Annotated in this window: 20 protein-coding genes; 16 read left to right on the top strand and 4 right to left on the bottom strand. The window is 69.8% G+C overall.

What is annotated here, in order from left to right:
- From ccmE to RTY13_RS01880, 13 genes are all read left to right on the top strand, one after another.
- Nucleotides 1-492, top strand: coding sequence for a cytochrome c maturation protein CcmE (ccmE, locus tag RTY13_RS01940; RefSeq protein ID WP_312780724.1), 492 nt, complete (start codon nt 1-3; stop codon nt 490-492).
- A complete protein-coding gene (locus RTY13_RS01935) occupies nt 489-2,477 on the top strand; it encodes a heme lyase CcmF/NrfE family subunit (protein WP_312780722.1) in 1,989 nt (662 codons plus the stop codon). The genes ccmE and RTY13_RS01935 overlap by 4 nt, the downstream gene beginning before the upstream one ends.
- Complete coding sequence (locus tag RTY13_RS01930; RefSeq protein WP_312780720.1) at nt 2,474-2,965, top strand: cytochrome c-type biogenesis protein; 492 nt, start codon at nt 2,474-2,476, stop codon at nt 2,963-2,965. Before RTY13_RS01935 ends, RTY13_RS01930 begins: the two co-directional genes overlap by 4 nt.
- A 136-nt stretch (nt 2,966-3,101) precedes the next feature.
- On the top strand, nt 3,102-4,664 hold the full coding sequence (locus RTY13_RS01925) for a Do family serine endopeptidase (RefSeq protein WP_312780718.1): 1,563 nt from the start codon (nt 3,102-3,104) through the stop codon (nt 4,662-4,664).
- A 66-nt stretch (nt 4,665-4,730) separates the two neighbouring features.
- A complete protein-coding gene (locus RTY13_RS01920) occupies nt 4,731-5,402 on the top strand; it encodes a response regulator transcription factor (protein ID WP_248117903.1) in 672 nt (223 codons plus the stop codon).
- A gap of 9 nt (nt 5,403-5,411) precedes the next feature.
- Nucleotides 5,412-6,827 (top strand): HAMP domain-containing sensor histidine kinase, encoded by a 1,416-nt coding sequence (locus RTY13_RS01915; RefSeq protein WP_312780716.1) that lies wholly within the window; start codon nt 5,412-5,414, stop codon nt 6,825-6,827.
- Nucleotides 6,827-9,727: a bifunctional [glutamine synthetase] adenylyltransferase/[glutamine synthetase]-adenylyl-L-tyrosine phosphorylase gene (locus RTY13_RS01910; protein WP_312780714.1), complete on the top strand. Its 2,901-nt coding sequence runs from the start codon at nt 6,827-6,829 to the stop codon at nt 9,725-9,727. The genes RTY13_RS01915 and RTY13_RS01910 overlap by 1 nt, the downstream gene beginning before the upstream one ends.
- Before the next feature lie 64 nt (nt 9,728-9,791).
- Nucleotides 9,792-10,451 (top strand): EF-hand domain-containing protein, encoded by a 660-nt coding sequence (locus tag RTY13_RS01905; RefSeq protein ID WP_312780712.1) that lies wholly within the window; start codon nt 9,792-9,794, stop codon nt 10,449-10,451.
- A 62-nt stretch (nt 10,452-10,513) separates the two neighbouring features.
- A complete protein-coding gene (locus RTY13_RS01900) occupies nt 10,514-11,086 on the top strand; it encodes an RNA polymerase sigma factor (protein ID WP_312780710.1) in 573 nt (190 codons plus the stop codon).
- A 16-nt stretch (nt 11,087-11,102) separates the two neighbouring features.
- Nucleotides 11,103-11,528 (top strand): hypothetical protein, encoded by a 426-nt coding sequence (locus tag RTY13_RS01895; RefSeq protein WP_312780708.1) that lies wholly within the window; start codon nt 11,103-11,105, stop codon nt 11,526-11,528.
- Nucleotides 11,525-12,055: a periplasmic heavy metal sensor gene (locus RTY13_RS01890; protein ID WP_312780706.1), complete on the top strand. Its 531-nt coding sequence runs from the start codon at nt 11,525-11,527 to the stop codon at nt 12,053-12,055. Before RTY13_RS01895 ends, RTY13_RS01890 begins: the two co-directional genes overlap by 4 nt.
- A gap of 160 nt (nt 12,056-12,215) precedes the next feature.
- A complete protein-coding gene (locus RTY13_RS01885; RefSeq protein ID WP_312780704.1) occupies nt 12,216-12,485 on the top strand; it encodes a hypothetical protein in 270 nt (89 codons plus the stop codon).
- Nucleotides 12,486-12,759: 274 nt separating this feature from the next.
- On the top strand, nt 12,760-13,170 hold the full coding sequence (locus RTY13_RS01880) for a hypothetical protein (RefSeq protein WP_312780703.1): 411 nt from the start codon (nt 12,760-12,762) through the stop codon (nt 13,168-13,170).
- 172 nt (nt 13,171-13,342) lie between these two features.
- Here the strand turns inward: RTY13_RS01880 and RTY13_RS01875 are convergent, their stop codons facing one another.
- The 3 genes from RTY13_RS01875 to RTY13_RS01865 form a co-directional block, all read right to left on the bottom strand.
- Nucleotides 13,343-15,739, bottom strand: coding sequence for an ATP-binding protein (locus RTY13_RS01875; protein WP_312780702.1), 2,397 nt, complete (start codon nt 15,737-15,739; stop codon nt 13,343-13,345).
- Between the two features lie 113 nt (nt 15,740-15,852).
- Nucleotides 15,853-16,431 (bottom strand): hypothetical protein, encoded by a 579-nt coding sequence (locus tag RTY13_RS01870; RefSeq protein ID WP_312780701.1) that lies wholly within the window; start codon nt 16,429-16,431, stop codon nt 15,853-15,855.
- An 87-nt stretch (nt 16,432-16,518) separates the two neighbouring features.
- Nucleotides 16,519-16,932, bottom strand: coding sequence for a CBS domain-containing protein (locus RTY13_RS01865; protein ID WP_312780700.1), 414 nt, complete (start codon nt 16,930-16,932; stop codon nt 16,519-16,521).
- 136 nt (nt 16,933-17,068) lie between these two features.
- Between RTY13_RS01865 and RTY13_RS01860 the strand changes: the two genes are divergently transcribed.
- The gene (locus RTY13_RS01860) at nt 17,069-17,353 is read left to right on the top strand and encodes a hypothetical protein (protein ID WP_312780699.1); all 285 of its coding nucleotides are present in this window, start codon (nt 17,069-17,071) and stop codon (nt 17,351-17,353) included.
- 12 nt (nt 17,354-17,365) lie between these two features.
- Here RTY13_RS01860 and RTY13_RS01855 read toward each other — a convergent pair whose 3' ends face one another.
- Complete coding sequence (locus tag RTY13_RS01855) at nt 17,366-19,258, bottom strand: VWA domain-containing protein (RefSeq protein WP_312780697.1); 1,893 nt, start codon at nt 19,256-19,258, stop codon at nt 17,366-17,368.
- 181 nt (nt 19,259-19,439) lie between these two features.
- Here RTY13_RS01855 and RTY13_RS01850 point away from each other — a divergent pair, with 181 nt between their 5' ends.
- Both RTY13_RS01850 and RTY13_RS01845 read left to right on the top strand, forming a co-directional pair.
- Entirely contained in the window at nt 19,440-21,305 is a 1,866-nt protein-coding gene (locus RTY13_RS01850) for a monovalent cation:proton antiporter-2 (CPA2) family protein (RefSeq protein ID WP_312780695.1), read from the top strand.
- 6 nt (nt 21,306-21,311) lie between these two features.
- A complete protein-coding gene (locus tag RTY13_RS01845; RefSeq protein WP_312780694.1) occupies nt 21,312-22,622 on the top strand; it encodes a nicotinate phosphoribosyltransferase in 1,311 nt (436 codons plus the stop codon).
- Nucleotides 22,623-22,678: the final 56 nt, after the last annotated feature.

Raw genomic sequence — 22,678 nt, 5'->3', positions numbered from 1 at the left:
ATGAGCTGGCTTCCCAAATCGCCCAAGGCGCGGCGGCGTCTGTGGATCGTGGCTGCGGCGGCGCCCGTGCTGGCCCTGGCGGTCGGCCTGTCGCTGTGGGCCATGAAGGACAATGTCACCTATTTCTTCTCGCCGTCCGAAGTGACCGAGGAGGCCGCGCCGGTCGGGCGGGTGATCCGTCTGGGCGGGCTGGTCGAGGCCGGCAGCGTGGTCAAGGGCGCGGACGGGACGGTGGTCTTCGTCGTCACCGACAATGCGGGACGCAGCAAGGTCAGCTATCACGGCGACCTGCCCGACCTGTTCCGCGAGGGACAGGGGATCGTGGCGCAAGGGTCGTTCCGGCCCGACCGCGTGTTTGAAGCCAGTCAGGTGCTGGCCAAGCACGACGAGACCTATATGCCGCGCGAAGTCGCCGACCGCCTGAAGGAAAAGGGCGAGTGGCGGCCGGAGACCGGCGAAGCCCCGCCAAGCAACGCGAGCCGCAGCCTGTGATCGTTGAACTGGGGGCGTTCGCGCTGATTCTGGCGCTGGTTCTGGCGGCGCTGACCACGGCGCTGGCGACGGCGGGACGGCTGAGGCTCAGCCCGGTGCTGGCGGGCGCGGGCGGCGGGGCGCTGATCGCCTCGGCGTCGGCGACGGCGTTGGCGTTCGCGGCCCTGATCTACGCCTTCGCGGTGTCGGACTTCTCGGTGTCGAACGTGGCCCTGAACAGCCATACCGACAAGCCGATGCTCTACAAGGTGGCCGCCGCCTGGGGCAGCCATGAGGGCTCGTTGGTGCTGTGGTGTCTGGTGATGACCGGCTTCGGCGGGGCGCTGGCGCTGGCGCGCGGCCTGCCGTTCGGGCTGAAGACCTCGGCCGTGGCGGTGCAGGGCGCGCTGTCGACCCTGTTCCTGGCCTTCGCCGTCTTCACCTCCAATCCGTTCGCGCGTCTGGACCCGGCCCCGGTGCAGGGGGCGTCGCTGAACCCCCTGTTGCAGGACCCGGCGCTCGCCATCCACCCGCCGCTGCTCTACGCGGGCTATGTGGGCTTTTCGGTCTGTTTCTCGCTGGCGGTCGCCGCCCTGATCGAGAAGCGGGTCGATCCGGCCTGGGGCCGCTGGGTGCGGCCCTGGGCGCTGGCGTCCTGGGCCTTTCTGACGGTCGGCATCCTGCTGGGCTCCTTCTGGGCCTATTACGAGCTGGGCTGGGGCGGCTGGTGGTTCTGGGATCCGGTCGAGAACGCCAGCTTCATGCCGTGGCTGGCGGGGGCGGCCCTGCTGCACTCGGCCATCGTCACCGAGCGGCGCGGGGCGCTGGCGGGGTGGACGGTCTTCCTGGCCATCCTAGCCTTCACCTTCTCCATGCTGGGGGCCTTCCTGGTGCGCTCGGGCGTGCTGACTAGCGTTCACGCCTTCGCCGTCGATCCGCAGCGGGGGATGATGCTGCTGGCCATTCTGGGCGTGGCGGCGGGGGCGGCCTTCATCCTGTTCGCGTTGCGGGCGCCGGCCATCCGGTCGGGCGCGGCCTTTGCGCCCATCAGCCGCGAAGGCGCGCTGGTGCTGAACAACCTCTTCCTGACGGCGGCGGCGGCGACGGTGCTGCTGGGGACCCTCTATCCGCTGATCCTCGAGGGAATTTCGGGGGCGACCATTTCGGTGGGGCCGCCCTATTTCAACGCGACCTTCACGCCGCTGCTGGTGGTGGCCTGTCTGATCCTGCCCGCCGGGCCTTTGCTGGCGTGGAAGCGCGGCGACCTGAAGGGGGCCTTGCAACGTCTGTGGCTGGCGGCGGGTCTGGCGGTTGTGGCGGCCTTTGCGGCCTTCGCGCTGTTCGAGCCGAAGAAGGCGATGGCGGCGGCGGGCTTGGGCGTCGGGGCCTGGCTGATTTTCGGCGCCCTGGCGGAACTGGGCGTGCGCACCAAGGCGTTTCGCGCGCCGCTGGGCGAGACCTTGCGCCGGGCCAGGGGCCTGCCGCTGGGGGCCTGGGGCATGACCCTGGCCCACGCCGGTCTGGGCGTCTTCATCCTCGGGGCCGTGGTCGAGACCAGCTTCAAGGCCGAGGCGGCGGCGGCGGTTCCCCTGGGCGGCGTCGTCTCGTCGGGGCCGTGGCGGGTGCGTCTGGACGCCGTCGAGGTGATCGAGGGCCCGAACTATCTGGCCGAGCAGGGCCGGCTGACCGTCATGCCGGTTTCGGGGAGCGCGGTTGAACGCACCGTCACCGCCGAGCGCCGCTTCTTCCCGGCGGGCGGGCAGACGACGACCGAGGTGGGCCTCGACTTCCGCGGGCTGGACGACGTCTATGTGGTCATGGGCGAGCGCGCCCGCTCCGAGGGCGGCGAGCAGGCCTGGACGGTGCGGGTCTATTACAATCCGTGGGCGCGGCTGATCTTCCTCGGCCCGCTGATCATGGCCCTGGGCGGGGTGCTGTCCCTGCTGGATCGGCGACTGCGGGTTGGCGCGGGTTCGCGCAAGAAGACGGTGGAGGCCAGGGCGTGAGGCGGCTGGCGGCACTGACCGGGGCGTTGGCCCTGATGGCGGGGGCTGCCATGGCCGAGCCGCCTCCGGCGCCGGATCGTCCCCTGCCCGACGCGGCGCAGGAGGCGCGGGCGCGGGCCCTGTTCAGCGACATCCGCTGCGTCGTCTGCCAGCACGAATCCATCGCCGACAGCCCGGCCGGCATCGCCGCCGACATGCGCCGTCTGGTCCGCGAGGAGATCGCGGCGGGCAAGAGCGATCAGGCGGTGCGTCAGGACCTGGTGCGGCGCTATGGCGACTACATCCTGTTCCAGCCGCCGGTGCGGGCGGGAACCTGGCTTCTGTGGTTCGGGCCGTTCGCCCTGGTGCTGGGCGCCGGGGCGGTCTTCGTCTGGCGGTCGCGGCGTCGCCGGGTCGAGGTTCAGCCTCTGACGGCGGACGAGGAACAGGCGCTGGCGGACCTGACCGCCGAACCTGACGAAAGCGAGAGCCTTTCGCCGCGATCCTGACGCAAGCGCGCCTCACGGCGAACGCGGATCAGGGACAACCATCGCGAGGGCGTGCATTGGCTTGGGCCGTAACGCCCTATATTCATGGGCGAACGGAGCTTCTGGAGCTCCGGCTTTCAGGACTGCAAGGACGACGATGCTGAAGCGCAAGGAGTTCATTCTGGGGGCCGCGGTCGGCCTGACCTTCGCCGCCGCCGCGACGGCGGGCGGGGTCATCAGCTGGCCGGGCGCCCACGCCGCACCCGCCGCCGCGCAGGCGGGACGGCTGGTCCCCTCGGCCGGGGCCGCGGGCCTGGCCTTTGCGCCGCCGCAGGGCGCGCCGCTCAGCTTCGCCGACATCTTCCAGCAGGTCGCGCCCGCCGTGGTGCAGATCGACGTCAAGACGCGGGTCCAGCGCCCGGCAGGTACGATCCAGATCCCGGGCTTCGGCGCCGTGCCTATCCCCGGCGCGCCGCGCGGCGGTTCGGGCGAAGAGGGCGAGGACGACAACTCGACCACGGCCCTGGGCGCCGGTTCGGGCTTCCTGATCTCGGCCGACGGCTACATCGTCACCAACAACCACGTCGTCGAGAACGCCGAGGAGATCAACGTCAAGTTCAGCGATGGTCGCGAGCTGAAGGCGCGTCTGATCGGTCGCGATCCCCTGACAGATCTGGCGGTGATCAAGGTCGAGGGTTCGTCGTTCCAGTTCGTCTCGTTCGAGGACAAGGCAGAGCCGCGCGTCGGCGACTGGGTGATCGCCGTGGGCAATCCCTTCGGCCTGGGCGGCACCGCCACGGCGGGCATCGTCTCGGCCAAGGCACGGGACATTGGCGGCAACGAGAACCCCTACACCGACTTCATTCAGATCGACGCCGCCATCAACCGGGGTAACTCGGGCGGGCCGACCTTCGATATCTATGGCCGCGTCATCGGCGTGAACACCGCGATCTTTTCGCCGACGGGGGGCTCGGTCGGCATCGGTTTCGCCATCCCGGCCGGTATCGCCAAGGAGACCACGGATCGCCTGATGCGTGGCGAAAAGATCGAGCGCGGCTACCTGGGCGTCACGATCGGCAACCTGACCAACGAATACCGCGAAAGCCTGGGCCTGCCGGAAGGCACCAAGGGCGCCTACATCACCGACGTGACGGCCGGCGCGCCGGGCGAACAGGGCGGATTGCAGGTCGGCGACGTGGTTGTCAGCCTGAACGGGCGTCCGATCGAGGGCAGCAATGAATTGACGCGCGCCGTTGGCGCGGTGAAGCCGGGCGAAACCCTGCGTATGGATCTGTTGCGCGAAGGGCGTCGTCAGACGATCTCGGTTCGCGCCGGAACGCGCCCGGCCAATCTCGGCGCGGCCCAGACCGAGGGCGGAGACGAGGCGGCCCCGGATGCGCCCGCCGCTGTCGCCGGTGAAAAGGTCGAGGGGTTGACGGTGGCGCCGATCAGCGCGGCCTTGCGCAGCCGTTATGAGCTGCCCGAGAATGTTCGGGGCGTGGTGGTGACCGCCGTTGAGGCGCGCTCCGAGGCCGGTCGTTTGCGCTTCCAGCCTGGCATGGTGATCATTCAGGCCAATGGGCGGAATGTGGCCACCGTTGGCGAACTTCGGGCCGCCGTTGAGGCGGTGAAGACGGCGCGTCGTCCGGGCGTACTGCTGATGGTGCGGACGGCAGGCGGCAACGTGCCGATCGTTCTGCCCTTCGCCAAGTCTGAATAAGGCGTAACTCACAGGATCGGCGGCGATGCGCTAACATCGCCGCCGAATCTTTTTTGGGAGGGGTCCATGCGTATTCTGGTGGTCGAGGACGACGCTGAAGCGGCGACCGCGATGGTGCGCGGCCTGTCCGAGGCCGGGCACGAGGTGACGCACGCCGTGGACGGCGCCTTTGGTCTGCTGGAATCGCAGAAGGGCGGCTACGACGTCTATGTCGTGGACCGCATGATGCCGCGTCTGGACGGCGTCGGCATGGTCGAGACGGTCAGGAAGGGCGGCGATCAGACGCCGGTCCTGTTCCTGTCGGCCCTGGGCGAGGTCGAGGACCGGGTCACGGGTCTGAAGGCCGGCGCGGATGACTATCTGGTCAAGCCCTACGCCTTCGCCGAGTTGATCGCCCGGGTCGAGGCCCTGGCGCGCCGTCGCGAGACGGGCGGGGTGCAGACCGTGCTCAAGGTCGGCGATTTGGAGATGAACCTGATCGGCCGCACCGTGCATCGCGGCACGACCGAGATCGACCTGCAGCCGCGCGAGTTCCAGCTGCTGGAGTTCCTGATGCGCCACGCCGGCCAGTCGGTGACGCGCACCATGCTGCTGGAGAAGGTCTGGGAGTACCACTTCGACCCCCAGACCAACGTCATCGACGTTCACATCAGCCGCCTGCGCTCCAAGATCGACAAGGGCTTCGACAAGGCCATGCTGCAGACCGTGCGCGGCGCGGGGTACCGGCTGGAGGCGTAAGGCCCCCGGATGAAGCTGCCCTCTCTCTTTCGGCGGACGCCGTTTCGGCTGACGCTGCTGTTTCTGGCGCTGTTCGTGGCCACGGCCAGCGCGGTGCTGGCCTATGTCTATGTGGCTTCCGCGTCCGAGGCGCGGGCGCGGGCCGAGGCGGGGGTGCGCAGCGAGGTCGAGGCCCTGACGGCGGTTTATCGCACGCGCGGCGTGGACGCCCTGAACCAGGCCATGGTGGACCGGACGCTGCGGGGCGGGTCCTACCTCTATCTGCTGATGGACAAGGATCGGAAGACGATCACCGGCAATATCTCGACCTCGCCCCTGGACCCCGGCGAGGCGGTGCAGGGCGGGCGCTGGGACGACTTCCGCTTGACCGACACCGACGAGGAGGGCCGGGTGCGCAAGCGTCAGGCCATCGGCGTCGAGATGCCCTTGTCGGGCGGCGAACAGCTGTTCGTCGGCGAGGATATCGGCGACATCGAGGCCTATCTGGCGCGTCTGACCCAGGCCCTGTGGGGGGCCATGATCATGGTCCTGGTGCTGGGCGTCGGCGGCGGATTGTGGATCAGCCGGGGCGTCGAGCGGGCCATGGGCGGCCTGAACCGGGTGGTCACGGCGGTTCAGGAAGGCGACCTGAAGGCGCGGGCACCGATCCGCCATTCCGGCGACGAGCTGGACGAGCTGGGGCAGGGGCTGAACACCATGCTGGACCGGCTGGAGGCCTCGATGGCCTCGATCCGGCACGCCGGGGACGCCATCGCCCACGACCTGCGCTCGCCGCTGACCCGGATGCGGGCCAAGCTGGAGGTGGCGCTGATCGACGCCGAGGCCGGCAAGGTGTCGGGCGTGGACGCCCTGAGCGTCGCGCTGGACGAGGCGGACCTGCTGCTGAAGACCTTCAACACGGTGCTGGCCATCGCGCGGCTGCAGGCGGGCGGGGCGCCCGATCCCAAGGTGTTCGACGCCGCCGAACTGGCGACCGACATGGCCGAGCTCTATGAGCCCTCCGGCGAGGACAAGGGGCTGGAGTTCTCGGCCGAGATCGAGAAGGGGCTGATGATCGAGGGCAACCAGCCCTTCCTGGCCCAAGCCCTGGCCAACATCATCGACAACGCCATCAAATACACGCCCGAAGGCGGGGCGGTGAAGTTCCGCGCCCGACGCCGCTCGTCCGGCGAGATCGAGTTTTCCGTCACCGACACCGGGCCGGGCGTGCCGGACGAGGATCGCGAGCGGGTGCTGCAGCGCTTCGTGCGGCTGGACAACAGCCGCACCGAGCCGGGCTCGGGTCTGGGCCTGTCGCTGGTGACGGCGGTGGCCGAAGCCCACGGCGGGCGAGTGCAACTGGATGAAGGTCCGGGGGCCTATGGCGGGCAGGGGCCGGGTCTGCGGGTGGCTCTGGTCCTGCCCCCGGCGAGCGGGACGAACTGATGAGCGATGCTCTGGGGGCGAGGCTGAGGCCGTGCGGGCCGGTGCGCGACGCGGAGGCGGCGGGGCGCATCCATGAGCGGCTGGTCGAGGCGGCGGACGAGGGCGGCTGGCGCGGGGCGCTGGACGGCGCCTGGGGCGCGCTGGAGCCGGTGTTCGCGTCCTCGCCCTATCTGGCCGGGCTGGCGCGGCGCTGGCCGGAGCGGTTGCGGCAGATTCTGGAGACGGCGCCCGAGGCGCGGCTGGCCGAGATCCTGGCGGCGACCGACGCCCTCGACGGCCCGGCGGATGAGGCCAGGGCGCCGCTGCGGCATTTGAAGGCCGAACTGCATCTGCTGACGGCGCTGGCCGACCTTGGCGGGGTCTGGGATCTGGATGCGGTGACGGGCGCCCTGTCGCGCTTTGCCGATGCGGCGGCGCAGGCGGCGATGCGTTGCGTGGCGCATGACCAGAGGCGGCGCGGCAAGCTGATCTCGGCGACGGATGATCCGCGCGGGCCCGTGCCGGGCCTGTTCGTTCTGGCCATGGGCAAGGGCGGGGCGTTCGAGCTGAACTATTCCTCCGACATCGACCTGTCGCTCTTCTTCGAGCCCGAGGTGCTGGAAGGGGCGCTGGCCGAGGGCGTCGAGGCGCAGGGTTTTGTCAATCGTCTGGCCCAGGGTCTGGCGACCCTGCTGACCGAGCGGACGGCGGACGGCTACGTTTTCCGGGTGGACCTGAGGCTCCGGCCCGATCCGTCCTCGACCCCGCCGGTGGTCGCTGCGCCGATGGCCCTGGCCTACTACGAATCCGTCGGTCAGAACTGGGAGCGGGCGGCCTTCATCAAGGCGCGGGTCTGCGCCGGGGACGCGGCCGAGGGGGCGGATTTCCTCAAGGCCCTGGTCCCCTACATCTGGCGGCGCAGCCTGGACTATCAGGCCGTGCTCGACATCCAGTCGATCAAGAAACAGATCCACGTCCACAAGACCGGCGAGGGGCTGGAGGCGGCGGGCGCCAATCTGAAGCTGGGGCGCGGCGGCATCCGCGAGATCGAGTTCTACGTCCAGACCCAGCAGTTGATCCTGGGCGGACGCGACAAGGGCCTGCGGTCCTCGCGGACGCTGGAGGCGCTGGAGGCCCTGACCGAGCGCGGCCATGTGACGCCCGAGGCGCGCGACGAACTGGCGGCGGCCTATCATGAGCTGCGGGGGCTGGAACATCGGGTGCAGATGCTGGCCGACGAGCAGAGCCACGTCCTGCCGCTTGATCCCGAGCGCCGGGCGGATGTGGCGGCGCTGGCGGGACAGGGCGATCTGGCGACCTTTGACGCCGGGGTCGAGGCCGTGCTGGTCGGGGTCAACCGACGCTACGGCGAGCTGTTTGAAGGCGGCGAGGAGCTGTCGTCGCCTTATGGCAGCCTGGTCTTCACCGGGGTCGAAAATGATCCCGGCACGCTGGAGACCCTGAAGCGGATGGGCTTTTCCGAGCCCGCCACCGTGTCCGACACCATCCGCAGCTGGCACCATGGCCGCATCCCGGCGACGCGGACGGCGCGGGGGCGCGAGCTGTTCACCCGGCTGGCCCCGCAACTGCTGACGGCGGTGGCCAGGACCGGGGCGCCGGATGCGGCCTTCCGGCGGTTTGCGGTCTTTTTCTCGGGCCTGAGCGCCGGGGTGCAGGTGCAGGCCCTGTTCCTGAACCAGCCCAAGCTGTTCGATCTGGTGGTCGGGGTCATGGCCTTTGCGCCCAGATTGGCCCGCGCGCTGGGCCGTCAGCCCCAGGCCCTGGACGGGGTGCTGGACGCGCGCTTCATGACGGCCCTGGGCACCGACACCGGCGTGGCCGATCAGGTGGTGCGCGAGGCGCGCGAGGCCGGAGATTTCGAGGGGGCCATGAATGCGGTGCGCCGCCTGCACCGCGAGCAGACCTTCCGCATCGGCATGCACGTCATCACGGGGCGGACCACGGCCGAGCAGGCCGGGTGGACCAACACGTCGCTGGCCGACGCCTGCATGCGGGGGCTGGCGCCGGCGGCCCTGGCCGAGGCCGAGCGGATGGGCGGGGCATTCGAGGGCGCGGTCGCCGTGGTGGCCCTGGGCAAGGCCGGTTCGCGCGAGATGACGGCGGGATCGGACCTGGATCTGATGACCGTCTATGCCGCGGCGCCCGAGGCGACCTCGGCGGGCAAGGGCTGGAGTGCGGACCTCTTTTACGGCCGCTTCACCCAGAGGCTGATCGCCGCCCTGTCGGCCCACACCGCCGAGGGCGGGCTCTATGAGGTGGACATGCGGCTGCGACCGACCGGGTCCAAGGGACCGGTGTCGGTGCGGCTGGAGGCGCTGGAGGCCTATTACGCCGAGGAGGCCGAGACCTGGGAGTTCATGGCCCTGACGCGCGGGCGGTTGGTCTGGGCCAGCGACGCGGCCTTTGGCGCGCGGGTCGAGGCGAGGCTGGAGGCGGCGCTGCGGCGGCCGCGTCCGCCAGGCGTCGACGTGGCGCGTGACGTCCGGGCCATGCGCGACCTGATGGACCGCGAGCGGCGGCCCAAGGGTTTCTGGGACCTGAAGCTGTCGGCGGGGGCGCAGGTCGACGCCGAATTCGTGGCTCAGTACCGCCAGCTGTGCGCGGCGGCGGCGGGGCAGCCGCTGACGGTCTCGACGCTGGAGGCGCTGAAGGACGATCCCCTCCTGGCCGAGACCTGGCGCACGCATCAGCAACTGGGGCAGCTGATGGCCTGCGCCTTTGAGGACAAGGGCGACCCCGACGCGGAGCCTACGGGCTTCCAGAAGCGGCTGGCGACGACGGTGGGCTCGCCGGACTTCGAGACGCTGAAGGCGCGGCTGATCGATCTGCGTCTGCGGGCGCGGCGGGCGTTTGAAGAGGCGCTGCCGCAGGGGCTGGAAGGCGGTCGCGACGGAAACTGATCCGGACGGCGTTTCATTTCTCGACAGGGAGTTTTTCGGGCCTCGGCCCGTGGAGACCATCGAGATGAACAAGACCCTTGGCGGCGTGGCCGCCATCGCCTTTCTGACCGCTTTCGGCGGCATGGCCATGGCCCAGACCGCCGCGCCGCAACGGCCCGCGCGTGCGGCCATGGCCCAGCCGGTGACGCAGGCCGACTTTGTCCAGCGCCGCGTGGAGCGCCTGCGCGCCGCCGACGCCAACCGGGACGGCACGGTCACGGCCGAGGAAATGCGCGCCGCCGCCCAGGCCAAGCGCGCCGAGCGTCGCACCGCCCTGTTCGAGCGTCTGGACGCTGACAAGGACGGTTCGATCAGCCGGGCCGAGTTCGAGGCGCCGCGCGCGGACGGCCAGAGGGCGGGCCAACGGGCCGGTCGGGGCGAACGTGGCCACCGCGGGCCGCGCGCCGAGCACGCCGGTCGCGGCCATCGTGGCGGGATGCATGGCGGGGCTCAGCGGATGGGCCGCAACGGCGAAGGCCGCGCCCCCATCGTGATCGCCGAGGCGGAGCAAAAGGCCGCACAGGCCTTCGCGCGTCTGGACGCTGACCACAACGGGACGCTGACTGTCGAGGAACGCCGTGCGAGCATGCAGGCGCGTCGCGCAGAGATGCGCGAGAAGCGTCAGGAGCGCCGCCAGGCGGCCCCGGCCGCTGCGGCGTCGCCTTCGACGCCCGCTTCGGAGTAGGGTGATGTCGGGGAAGGCGGTGCAGCCGTCGGCCCGTTTCGTGAACGGCGAAAGAGGCTGGATTGGCGAAGACCGCCGACCCCGACGAGGAACTGGTGCGGCGCGTGGGTCAGGGCGACCCTGCGGCGATCCAGGCCATGGTCGCTCGCAAGCTGCCGCGCATGCTGACGCTGGCGCAGCGGATGCTGGGCGACGCGGCGGAGGCTGAGGACGTGGCCCAGGAAGCGATGCTGAGAGCCTGGCGACAGGCGCCGCGCTGGACGCCGGGTCAAGCCAAGTTCGACACCTGGCTGCACCGGGTGGGGCTGAACCTCTGCTACGACCGGCTGCGGCGTCGGCGCGAGATCGCGACGGAGACGCCGCCGGATCGGCCCGACGACGGGCCGGCGCCGGACCGTGGCCTGCTGGCCCTGGAGACGGGCGCGCGGGTCGAGGCGGCCCTGGCGAAACTGCCCGAGCGGCAGCGCGAGGCCATTGTCCTGTGTCACTATCAGGAACTGGGAAACATCGAGGCGGCGGGGCTGATGAACGTCAGCGTCGAGGCCCTGGAGAGCCTGCTGTCGCGCGGACGGCGGGCGTTGCGGACGGCGCTGGCCGATATGGCGCCCAATGCGGTGAGAGCGGCGAATGGGTAAGGCGGGGGCTGGAACCATGACGATGACCTACGAGCGGTTTGAATATCTGGCCGACGCCTATGGCGGCGACCTGCGGCGCTGGCCCGAGGCCGAGCGCGAGGCGGCGCGCGTCCTGAGGGATGCCGACCCGCGCGCGGCGGCCCTGCTGCGCGAGGCCGACGGGCTGGACGCCCTGCTGGACGCGGCGCCGCGCGCGGTCGCGTCGCACGCCCTGCGCGAGGCGGTGATCGCCGGCGCGGCGGGGGCGGGGCTGAAGACGCGTCGGCGCGGGCCTGGGCCTCTGGCCTGGCTGTCGGGCGCTGGATGGGCGGCGGCGGCCTGCGCCGGGGTGGTGTTCGGGGTCAGTCTGACCGGCCACCTGACCGCCGACGTCCAGGCCGACGCGGTGCTTTATCAAGCCAGTCTGACCAGCGCGGACGACACGGAGGTTCTGGGCGGATGACGTCGCGCAGTATGAAGATCGCCCTGGCCGTTTCGGTCGCCCTCAACGTCTTCGCCGCGGCGGCGGTGGGCGCCGTCTGGGTGGCGCGCGACAAGATCGAGCACCGGATCGCCGAGGCGCACAAGTCAGGGCGAAGCGAGCCGGTCTGGGACGTGATCGAGCGGATGGACCCGACGGTGCGCGATCAGGTCAAGGCGCAGCTGCGGGCCGCCGCCATGCAGGCGCGGCCTGACTTCGACGAGGCGCGTGCGGCGCGGCGCGAGGCCATCGCCCTGACCGGGGCCGAGACCTTTGATCCAGTGGCGGTCGCCGCTCTGCTGGAGCGCTCGCGGGCGTCCGAGGCGCGCGGCCGGTCGCGGCTGGAGACCGGGGCGGTCGAGACCCTGAGCCGGCTGAGCCCGGCGGACCGCAAGGCCCTGGCCCCCATCCTGTCGCGTCACAAGGCCAAGCGGGATGCGCGCAAGCCCGAGAAGGCCGAGAAGCCGGTCGCGGCTGCGGCTGCGGCGCCGGCCGTGGCGGCGCGATAACCTCTCCCATCTCCCGGACGGCCGTCAGGCCGATCCGGGACCCACGCATCGGCAGGAAGGCTGACCGCCCGAACCAGATGCTGAAAGCCGACCTGATGAACGTCAGCTAGGGGTGGTTTGCTGACCTTGATCCTATGAGGCGAGCCCCTCAAGGTGGCCCATGGCACAAATTGAAATCTTCAGAATTATTGTGATGATTGCTGCAAGTTTGGCTTGCGGCGGCGTGTTCGCGGTATCATTTTTTGCATTGATGATACGAGAGCGTCGCAGCCCATCTTACAGCTATATATTCGAGCTTCTGGGAGCCAAGCTCTCATTTTACCAAGGAGCCGATCGTCTTTTGGTGCTCGCGTTTCGATGGGGACTGCTGGGTGGTTGGGCTCTGATGATCCTGAACATCGCGTTACTTGTCCTCCAGCGTGTCGGGTAAGGGTGGCGATGACAACGAAGCGGATCATGTTGATCACTGCGGCCTCTGCGGCCCTTATAGTCGTCGCGTGGGTGGGGTTCACGATTGCCGCCAATGTAGGCTTCGATTTCGCGGTGCCGCTTGTTCATCTGGGCTGACCGAACGTCCGCAACGGGTCGTGAGCCGAAGTTCGCTTAAAGGTGGAAAACCGACACGGACAATGCTCAGTTTAGGCATGGTCAATCCAACCCTTTCTTGTAGCTGGACATCACTCAGGGCTGGGTGCGCGTTAGCTATGCTGGCCTTGCTAGGCTGTGCAGACGAGAGCGACTACGGCTTGCACGGCCACTGGTTCCCCACGGAAATCAACGGCCAAGACGTCACCGGGTCTAGCGTGGAACTGCGGCTCGACGACATTGAGACAACCGATCTCACGCCCACCGCTTACGAACTACGCCTCGGCTGCGCAGATGCGGGCCGATGGGATTCGAAACGGGAAATGTTGGTCAGCGACGCCACATACGCGGGCCGGGCGCCGCAGGATGAATGTCAGGCTGTGGACGCGCCCCGTCTGGACGCCTTGCGTCGCATGATCCACGAAGGGGTCAAGATCGGGGTGGATGCTGAGACCTACGAGGTCAGCTTTTCGACCGCATCCGGACAATCGGCCCGCTTCACCTACTTCCCTTCGCCCGTTGTCGACTGACTGTCTGTGGCCCTGCTCGCGCGCGGACGGACGCCGCTAAGGTCCGTAATGGGTTGAGTGCAGTCATGGCTTCCCAGGCGTCGGCTTCAAATGGCAGGAGCGAGGAAGCGTCCGCTGTCTGGGTTCCGGGTTCGCTGCGCGCCCGGAATGACGTCGGGCGGGTGCTAGCGCCTCAGGCCGCCTGCGGCTGAACGCGCTGAACGGGGGCGCCGGCCGGGGCCATGGCGCCTTCGGGGGCGCGCAGGGGGAGGTCGAACCAGACGGTGGTGCCGTGGCCGGGTTCGCTCTCGATGGTCATGCGGCCGCGATGCAGTTCGATCAGGGACTTGGTCAGGGCCAGGCCCAGGCCGGTGCCTTGCGTGGTCTTGGAGTGCTGGCCCTCGACCTGTTCAAACGGCTGGGCCAGGCGCTCCAAGTCGGCGGCGGCGATGCCGATGCCGGTGTCGGTCACCGAGACGCGGACATGGTCGGCGTCGTGGGCCGCGATGGCCACGGTGACGGCGCCGCCCTCGGGCGTGAACTTCACCGCGTTGGAGATCAGGTTCAGCATCACCTGCTTCAGGCCGCGATGGTCGGCCTCGACCTGAACGGCGTCGGGGGCGACCAGGCCGAGGGTCAGGCCGGCCTCCATCGCCTTGCCGCGCATCAGGCGGATGGCGTCGTTGCACAGACCGTTCAGGGAGACGGCTTCATAGTGAAGGGTGAGCTTGCCGGCCTCGATCTTGGCCATGTCGAGGATGTCATTGATCAGGCTGAGCAGGTGCTGGCCTGACTGGTGGATGTCGGCGGCGTAGCCCTTGTAGCGCTTGTCGCCGAGGGGGCCGAACATCTCGCCGGCCATGATTTCCGAGAAGCCGTTGATGGCGTTCAGCGGGGTGCGCAGTTCGTGGCTCATATTGGCCAGGAACTCGGACTTGGCCTGGTTGGCGGCCTCGGCGCGGGTCATGGCGACCTCGTACTTGCGCGCCAGCAGGGAGAGTTTGGCCTCGCGGTCCTCAAGCTCTTCGACCATGCCGCGCAGTTCGTCGGCGGCGCGGCGGCGCTCGGCCTCCTGACGGCGGATGACGGTGATGTCGGCGGCGATGACCACGGTGCCGCCGTCGCCGGTGAAGCGCTCGGCCATCTGCAGCCAGCGACCGTCCTTCAACTCGACCTCGCGCACGCCCGCGCGGCCGCTGGCGGAGGGATGCTCGGCCTTGACGGCCTCGGCGGCGATCAGGTTCAGGGCATCCTTCTGGGCCCCTTTGCGGACCACGCCGGCGGGGAAAGCGAAGGCGTCCTGGAAGGCCTGGTTCCACAGGATCAGGCGGCCCTGACGGTCGAACAGGACGAAGGCGTCCGAGACGCTTTCGATGCCGTCGCGCAGGCGGTTCTCGGCGGCCTGGGCCTGGGCCTTGGAGCGGCGGGCCTCGGTGATGTCGAGGGCGATGCCCAGGAGGCTGGTGAAGCCGGCGTCGCGGCGCGGCTGGCGCGACTGGCCGCGCGCGTCGATCCAGCGGACGCCGCCGCCGGTCACCGGGACCGGGAAGGTGACGTCGAAGGCGCCGGTGGCCATGGCCTGATCCAGGGCGCCGACCAAGGTCTCGCGATAGCGCGGATGAACGCGTTCGATCAGGGCTTGGGTGGTCAGAATCTGGCCCGGCTCGACCTCCAGCAAGGCGGCCATGTAATCGGACAGGACGACCTCGCCGCGCGCCAGGTCCCACTCCCAGACGCCGCAGCGGGCGGCCTCGACGGCGACGCGGAAGCGGCGCTCGGTGTCGGCCCACAGACGGCTGGCGCGGGTCTGGCGCCAGTTCTGCACGGCCAAAACCCCCAGCATCAGCAGAACCAGCAGCAGGGGACCGGCCAAGATCCAGGCGTCGTCCAGCCAGGCCGACAGACCGCCGCTTGCGGGCATGGCGGCGACGACGGCGTGGCCGGTGTCGCCGAGGGGCGCCGAGGCTGTCAGGTGCAGGCGGCCGTCGGCGTCCCTGGTCGGCCGGGCGACGTCGGCGGGGACCTGGGCGGCGGGGAGGAGGCTCAGAGTCGTGCCGGACAATTCGGCCTTGAGTTCAGGCACGGGGGTTCGGGCGATGATCGCGCGTCCGCTGGTGAGGGCGCGACGGGTCAGGAGGGCGCCGTCGCGCAGCGCATAGGCCGAAGACGCCTGGGGCGGGGTCTCGGCGCCGGTCTTTCCGCCGACGGCGGCCAGCACCTGACCGTTCGGATCCGTGATGACGAAGGCGGCGTCAGGGGCGACGACGCGGGCGCGATCCAGGGCCTCGATCACCTGGGTCGGGCGTTCGCTCAGGTCGCGCGCGGCGAGCGCCAGGGCGCGATCGGTCAGGGCCAGGCGGCTGGCGATCCGGCTGGCCGTCAGCCGGGCCTCCAGCGCCAAGGCTTCGACCTTGACGGCCTGGGCCTCGCGATCGGGTCGGCCGTCATCGCGGACGACCAGAAGGGCGTAGGTGGTGATGACCAGGGCGCAGGCGAGCAGCAGGACGCGCACCCACGGCATGTGCCCGCGCGTGGTCCGATCCGTGGCGCGGCGGCCCGGCTGGTAGCTGCGACGCTCCTTGCCCTGCAAGCCGATCCTCTCATCCTGAACAGCAGAGGGGAATCTAGGCTGCGTCGCGGATTCCTGTCGAGGGCCAGGGCGTCAGGTCGTTCGCCTTGGAGGCGAACCGGTGCAGGAATGACTCAGGCGGCCTGTTCGGCGGCGGCCGTTGCAGGGCGCGGGGCGTCGCCGGGGGCCGCCAGGACGTCGGTGATCTGACGCAGGACGTCGCGGGCGCGGCGGGCCAGACGCAGGCTTTCCGGCGGGGCGTCGTCGGGGGTCTCGGAGACGCTTTCGACCAGTTCGCGCGCCAGGTCCATCAGGTCGGGCGCGGCCGCGATCAGGCGGGACTGGAACTCTATGCGCTGAGGATCGCGGTCGTACTCGGCGCCCGGCACGCGCCAGCCGCCCCAATCGGCCTTGTCGGTGACGACGACCGGGTAGGAGCCGGGGAAGGGATGGTGGGCGCAGTCGGCCGGTTCCTGCCACTTGTTGCGGGCGCGCAGCACGCGCCAATCGCCCAGGATTGCAGCGGCGGCGTCTTCGGCCGGTAGCTGCAGTTCGGCGGCCTGGAACTCGCGGCCCAGGCCGACATCATAGGTGATGCGGACCGGCTCGTCGAAGCCCTTGGCCCAGACGGGCTGAATCTGCTCGACCTGCGCCCAGACGCCGACGCTTTCGACCCAGACCTTCTGGCCCTTCTGGAACTGCGCGCGCGCCATGCGGATCTCCCCTGCGAAGGGGGCAGCATGGCGCGTCAGCGGTTATCGTCGGGTTCCGCGTCGTGGTTAGCGCGCGTTAAGTCCCGATCAGGAGGGGCGGGAGATCTCTTCCAGCGCCTCGCCGGCGTAGCGTTCCTTGACCCGCGTCGACAGGTCGCCGAGCGAGACCACGCCGACCAGGCGCCCGTCCTTGTCCACGACCGGCAGACGGCGCACCTGACGCGAGCTCATCAGGTCCAGCGCGGCCTTCAGATCATCGTCGGCGCGGACGACCAGGGCGTCGCGGCTGAGGAATTCGACCACTCGCGAATTTGGCGCAGCCCCCGTCGCCACGGCGCGCACCGTGATGTCGCGGTCGGTGATGGCCCCCACCAGGTTCGCGCCGTCGGCCACGGGGATGAAGCCGAAATCGCCCGCCGCCATGCGCGCGGCGACTTCCTGAAGGGTGTCGTTGGGACGGGCCACCTGCACGTCCTTGCTCATCACGTCGCGGATCTTCATGGGTCTCTCCCTTGCCGACCGACTGTCAGGCTTGACGGTAGGAACCCGCGCGAGGGACGCCGGTTCCGGGCGATGGATGCGGGGAACGGTGGTCGCGGCGGCCCGTTTGCCTGTGATCGCTGGCCGGAGACCCGCCATGACCGACGCCGTGAAGACGCCAGACCCGCGCCGGGGCATGCCCTCGCCGGAACTGAGCCGGGGCGACTTCACCGCCCGCTTCCTCAGCGCCTATCAGGACCCGGCCTTTGACGCGGGCTATTTCGAGCCCTACGCCACCAGCCACGACGCCTTGGACAGGGACAAGGACATTCAGGCCGAGGTCAGGATCGCCGCCGAGGAGCTGGCGCGGGCGATGCAGGCCCGCCGCGACGGGCGGCTGGCGTCCACCGGCGAGGGGCTTGAAGGTCCGCGCCAGAAGTAGGTCAGAAAGGCCTCAGGGCTCTCTTCGTTCGGGCAGGGTCTGGGCGGCGCGGACCAGTTGCACGAACTCGGCGCGGTCGCCGTAGAGGTCGTCGCCGCGCGACCCTTGCGCCTGTTCGAGGATGGCGTCCCAGCCATAGTCGGCGCTCATCCAGGGATCGTCGCGCAGCTTCTGGCCGAAGGCGGCGACGGCGATGGCCCAGCGTGTGGCCTCCGGGAGCTGGGCGGTGACGCGGCCAGCGGCGGGATTGGCCAGAACCTGCTGGATCAGTTCGGAGCGGGTTGCGTCGGGCTGTTTGTAGCGGACCTGGATGAAGCCGATCTCGCCGTTGGGATCGCCGCCGCCGGTGGCGACGCGGTTGTCGGGATAGCGACGCTCCGGGATCTGCGTCGGGCCGCCGACGGGGGTGATTTCATAGAGGGCGGTGACGGAAGCGCCCGAGCCGACCTCGCCCGCGTCGATGGCGTCGTTGTCGAAGTCTTCCTCGTTCAGCAGGCGGGTTTCGTAGCCGATCAGTCGCCATTCAGCGACGCGGGCGGGATTGAACTCGACCTGGATCTTCACGTCGTCGGCGATGGGGAAGGCGCCCTTGTCGAATTGGGGGCCGAACAGGCGGCGGGCCTCCTGCAGGTCGCTGACATAGCCTGCGGTTCCGTTTCCGGCCTGGGCGATGGCCTGCATTCGGGCGTCCTGATAATTGCCGCGGCCGAAGCCGTAGACGGACAGGTAGATCCCCGTCTTTCGCTTGTCGGCGACATAGTCCTCCAGCCGTTTGTCGTCGGTGACGCCGACGTTGAAGTCGCCGTCGGTGAACATCAGGATGCGGTTGACCTTGTCGCGGCCGAAGCTGGCCTGGGCCTGGTCATAGGCGTTGGTCATGCCGGTGGCGCCCGCCGTGCCGCCGGAGGCGCGCAGCGAGGCGACGGCGCAGCGCAGCTTCAGCTTCTCATTGCCCGAGGTGGGGGCCAGGGTCGTGCCGGCCCCTTCGGCGTAATAGGCCACGGCGACCCGGTCCTGGGGCCGCAGGCGGTCGATGATCAGATTCATCGACTGCTTGGCCAGGTCCAGCTTGTCCGGGCTGCGCATCGAGCCCGACACATCGACCAGGAAGGTCAGGTTCAAGGGGCGGCGCTGGCCCTCGGGCAGCTCGTAGCCCTGCAGCCCGACATGGACGATCTGGCGGCCCGGCGCCCAGGGCGAGGCGGCGACGGCGGTGGTGACGGCGAAGGGCCGTGCCGCCGAGCTCGGGCGGGCGTAGCCGTAGTCGAAGTAGTTGATCATCTCCTCGACCCGCACGGCGTCGCGCGGCGGGGCCCTGCCGTTGTCGATGAAGCGGCGGACGTTGGCGTAGGCGGCTGTGTCCACGTCGATCGAGAAGGTAGAGACGGGCTGTTCAGCCGTGCGCTTGACGGGATTGGGCGTGGCGTCGGGATAGCGCTCGGTGTTTGCGGGCGAGGGCGGGGCCATGCCGCCGGGCGCATGGGGCCCGATGCGCGAACCGCTGACGACGACGTTCTCTACGGTCGTGCGGCCGTCCGGCGTCGTCGAGATGACGGCGGGACGCGTCGGGGCTGGGGGCGCGGGCGGTGGAGGAGGAGGCGGCGGTGGCGGTCCATACACGACGACCGGCGGGCCGCTGTACTCGACCCGATCCTGCTTCTTGGTCGGCTCGATCGGAAGCGTCACGGGGGGAGGCGGCGCCTGGCGAAGCACGACGGGCGGGCGAGGCGGCGAGGGCGGGGCGGGCGGCGTCAGTTGAAAGCCGAACGCGCGGCAGGCGGCGTCGGTTGGGACGCCGTCGCGCAGCGGCTGGGGAAGGGGCGCGGCCATGACCGGGGCCGGGGCGGCGGTCATCAGGGCGGCGATGGCGGCCAGGACCCTGGCGGTCGGATTATGGTTGGGCATCGAACGATCTCCTCCATCCCTGCAGCGCCTACTAGTATGACGATGTTCGGCGGAACTGTGGCGGTTATTTCGCGCTGATAGGAGGGGGCGGCGAGGTGTGGGGCGGACGCCTCGGACGCATGACCCCTCGCAATCGCGCCGCTTCGCCCCCACAATGGAAGCCTAGACTTAAGGGTGAGCGATGGCCGAGGCTTCGACAGGACTGGATCTGGGCCATGTGGCCGCCTTGCTGGCGGCGGGGGTCGTGGCGGTGCCGGTCTTCCGCAAGATCGGGCTGGGCTCGGTGCTGGGCTATCTGGCGGCGGGCGTGGCCATCGGGCCGTTCGGCCTGGCCCTGTTCCGCGAGCCGGAGACCATCCTGCACGTCGCCGAGTTCGGCGTGGTCATCTTCCTGTTCATCATCGGTCTGGAGATGCGGCCCAAGCGTCTGTGGGGGATGAGGAACGAGATCTTCGGCCTGGGCGCGGCCCAGGTCGGGCTGGCGGGTCTGGCCCTGACCCTGGTGGCCATGGCGGCGGGGGTGTCGGCGCCGGTGGCCTTTGTCGGCGCCATGGGCTTCGTCATGTCCTCGACCGCCGTCATCGTGCAGATGCTGGAGGAGCGCGGCGACCTGCCGACGCCGGGCGGGCAGAGGGCCGTGTCCATCCTGTTGTTCGAGGACCTGGCCATCGTGCCCCTGCTGGCCATTGTCGCCCTGCTGGGCGCCTCGATGGGGCAGTCGGCGGAAAGCACGACGCCCCTGTGGCAGTCGATCGGTCTGGCCCTGGCGGCCCTGGCGGGGGTGCTGGTCGTGGGGATTTACGCCATCAATCCGGTGTTCCGTTTCCTGGCTCGCAACGGCGGGCGCGAGGTGATGACGGCCGCGGCTCTGCTGGTGGTGGCGGGCACGGCCTGGATCATGGACGGGGTCGGCCTGTCGATGGCCATGGGCGCCTTTCTGGCCGGGGTGCTGCTGTCGGACTCGACCTTCCGGCATCAGCTGGAGGCCGACGTCGAGCCGTTCCGCGCCATCCTGCTGGGGCTCTTCTTCCTGTCGGTGGGCATGGCGCTGGACATCGGGGTGGTGATCGCCGACTGGCGCGTCGTGGTGGCGGGGCTGATCGCCTTCATGGTGGTCAAGGCCCTGGTCATCTATGTCGTCGCCCGGCTGTTCAAGGCGCGCCATCATGAGGCGATCGAGCGCGCGGCCCTGTTCGCGCAGGGCGGCGAGTTCGCATTCGTCCTTTACGGCGCCGCGGCGGCGGGCGGGGTGATCGACGGCCAGGCCAGCGCGGCCCTGACGGCCATCGTCATCCTGTCCATGGCCCTGACGCCGCTGACCACCCTGGCGATGAAGCGCTGGCTGCCTAGGGAGGCGGGCCTGTCGCCGGAGGACGCCGAGGGCGTGGATGCGGCCGAGGGCCTGCGCGGCCAGGTGCTGATCATCGGCTTCGGACGCTTCGCCCAGGTGGTGTCCCAGCCCCTGCTGGCGCGCGACGTGGACGTGTCCATCATCGAGAACGACGTGGAGATGATCCAGGCCGCCGGCAATTTCGGCTTCAAGGTCTATTACGGCGACGGGACGCGTCTGGACACGCTCAGGGCCTCGGGCGCAGGCAAGGCCGAGGCGGTGCTGGTCTGCGTCGACAAGCCGGAGGCCGCCGACAAGATCGTGCAACTGGTCAAGTCCGAGTTCCCCGGCGTGAAGCTGTTCGTGCGCGCCTTCGATCGCGGGCACTCGCTGCGCCTGATCCAGGCGGGGGTCGATTATCAGGTGCGCGAGACGTTCGAATCCGCGCTGAAATTCGGCCAGGCCGTGCTCGAGGAGCTGGGCCTGCCCGAGGATGAGGCCGCCGACGTCATCGCCGACGTGCGCCGTCGCGATGAGGCGCGTCTGGATCTGGACCTGACCGGCGGGCTGAAGGCCGGGGCCGCCCTGATGCGCGGCAACATGCCGACGCCGCAGCCGACGCCCTATATCAAGCCGCACCGCGAGGGCCGCCTGGTCAACGAGGACGAGGCCCCGCCCGAAGCCATCATCGAACCGGCGGTGCAGAAGGCGGACTGATCCGGCATGGCGAGCGTCGATCTGGCCAAGCGGGCCTATGACCACGGCTGGCGGCTGGACCCCATCGTCCGCAGCCTGCTGGACACCGACTTCTACAAGCTGCTGATGCTGCAGCTGATCTGGCGCCAGCATCGCGAGGTGCCGGTGACGTTTTCCGTCATCAATCGCACCACTAGCGTCCGGCTGGCCGAGGAGGTGGACGAGGCGGAGCTGCGGGCGCAGCTGGATCATGCGCGGACGCTGCGGTTCTCGAACCGCGAGCTGATCTGGCTGGGCGGCAACACCTTCTATGGGGTGAAGTCGATCTTCAGCCCCGACTTTCTGGCCTGGCTGGCGGACTATCGCCTGCCTGACTACGACCTGTCGCGCGGGGCGGACGGGCAGTTCCGGCTGGAGTTTTCGGGGCCCTGGGCCGAGGTCACCCTGTGGGAGATCCCGGCGCTGTCGATCCTCAATGAACTGCGGAGCCGGCGGGCCTTGCGGCGTCTGGGGCGGTTCGAGCTGGACGTCCTCTATGCGCGGGCCAAGACGAAACTGTGGGGCAAGGTCGAGCGGCTGAGAGCGCTGGAGCCGCTGGCCATCTCGGACTTCGGCACGCGGCGGCGGCATGGCTTCCTGTGGCAGGGCTGGTGCGTCGAGGCGCTGAAGGAGGGGCTGGGGTCAGCCTTCATCGGCACGTCGAATGTGCTGCTGGCCATGAACAACGACCTGGAGGCGGTGGGCACCAACGGCCACGAACTGCCTATGGTGCTGGCGGCGCTGGCGGGGGACGACGACGCGGCCTTGCGGCGGGCGCCCTATCAGGTGCTGGAGGAATGGCGCGCGACCTATGACGGCAACCTGCTGATCGCCCTGCCGGACGCCTTCGGGACGCGGGCCTTTCTGGCCGATGCGCCCGACTGGCTGGCCGACTGGAAGGGCTTCCGGCCCGACTCCGCGCCGCCGATCGAGGGCGGGGAGGAGATCCTGGCCTGGTGGAAGGCTCAGGGGCGCGATCCGCGCGAGCGGCTTCTGGTCTTCGCCGACGGCATGGATGTGGATACGATCGAGGCGACCCACGCCCATTTCAAGGGACGGGTGCGGACCAGCTTCGGCTGGGGCACCAATCTGACCAACGACTTCCGCGACTGCGCGCCGGCGCCCATGCCGGAACTGACGCCGATTTCCCTGGTCTGCAAGGTGACGCAGGCGGGCGGGCGTTCGGCGGTCAAGCTGTCGGACAATGTCGAGAAGGCCACCGGCGACCGGGCCGAGATCGAGCGCTATCTGCGGGTCTTCGGCGAGGCGGGGCGGGGGCGGCAGGCGGTCACCGTCTGAGGGAACCGCAAAGCTTGGTGAGGCATTTCGCCAGAGGCGGCGGTCGGCGTCGTCTC

The organism is Brevundimonas sp. (assembly GCF_032055285.1).
Taxonomy (GTDB): domain Bacteria; phylum Pseudomonadota; class Alphaproteobacteria; order Caulobacterales; family Caulobacteraceae; genus Brevundimonas.
The sequence above is the reverse complement of the archived record's forward strand: the minus strand, read 5'-3'. Positions and strand labels throughout refer to the sequence as shown.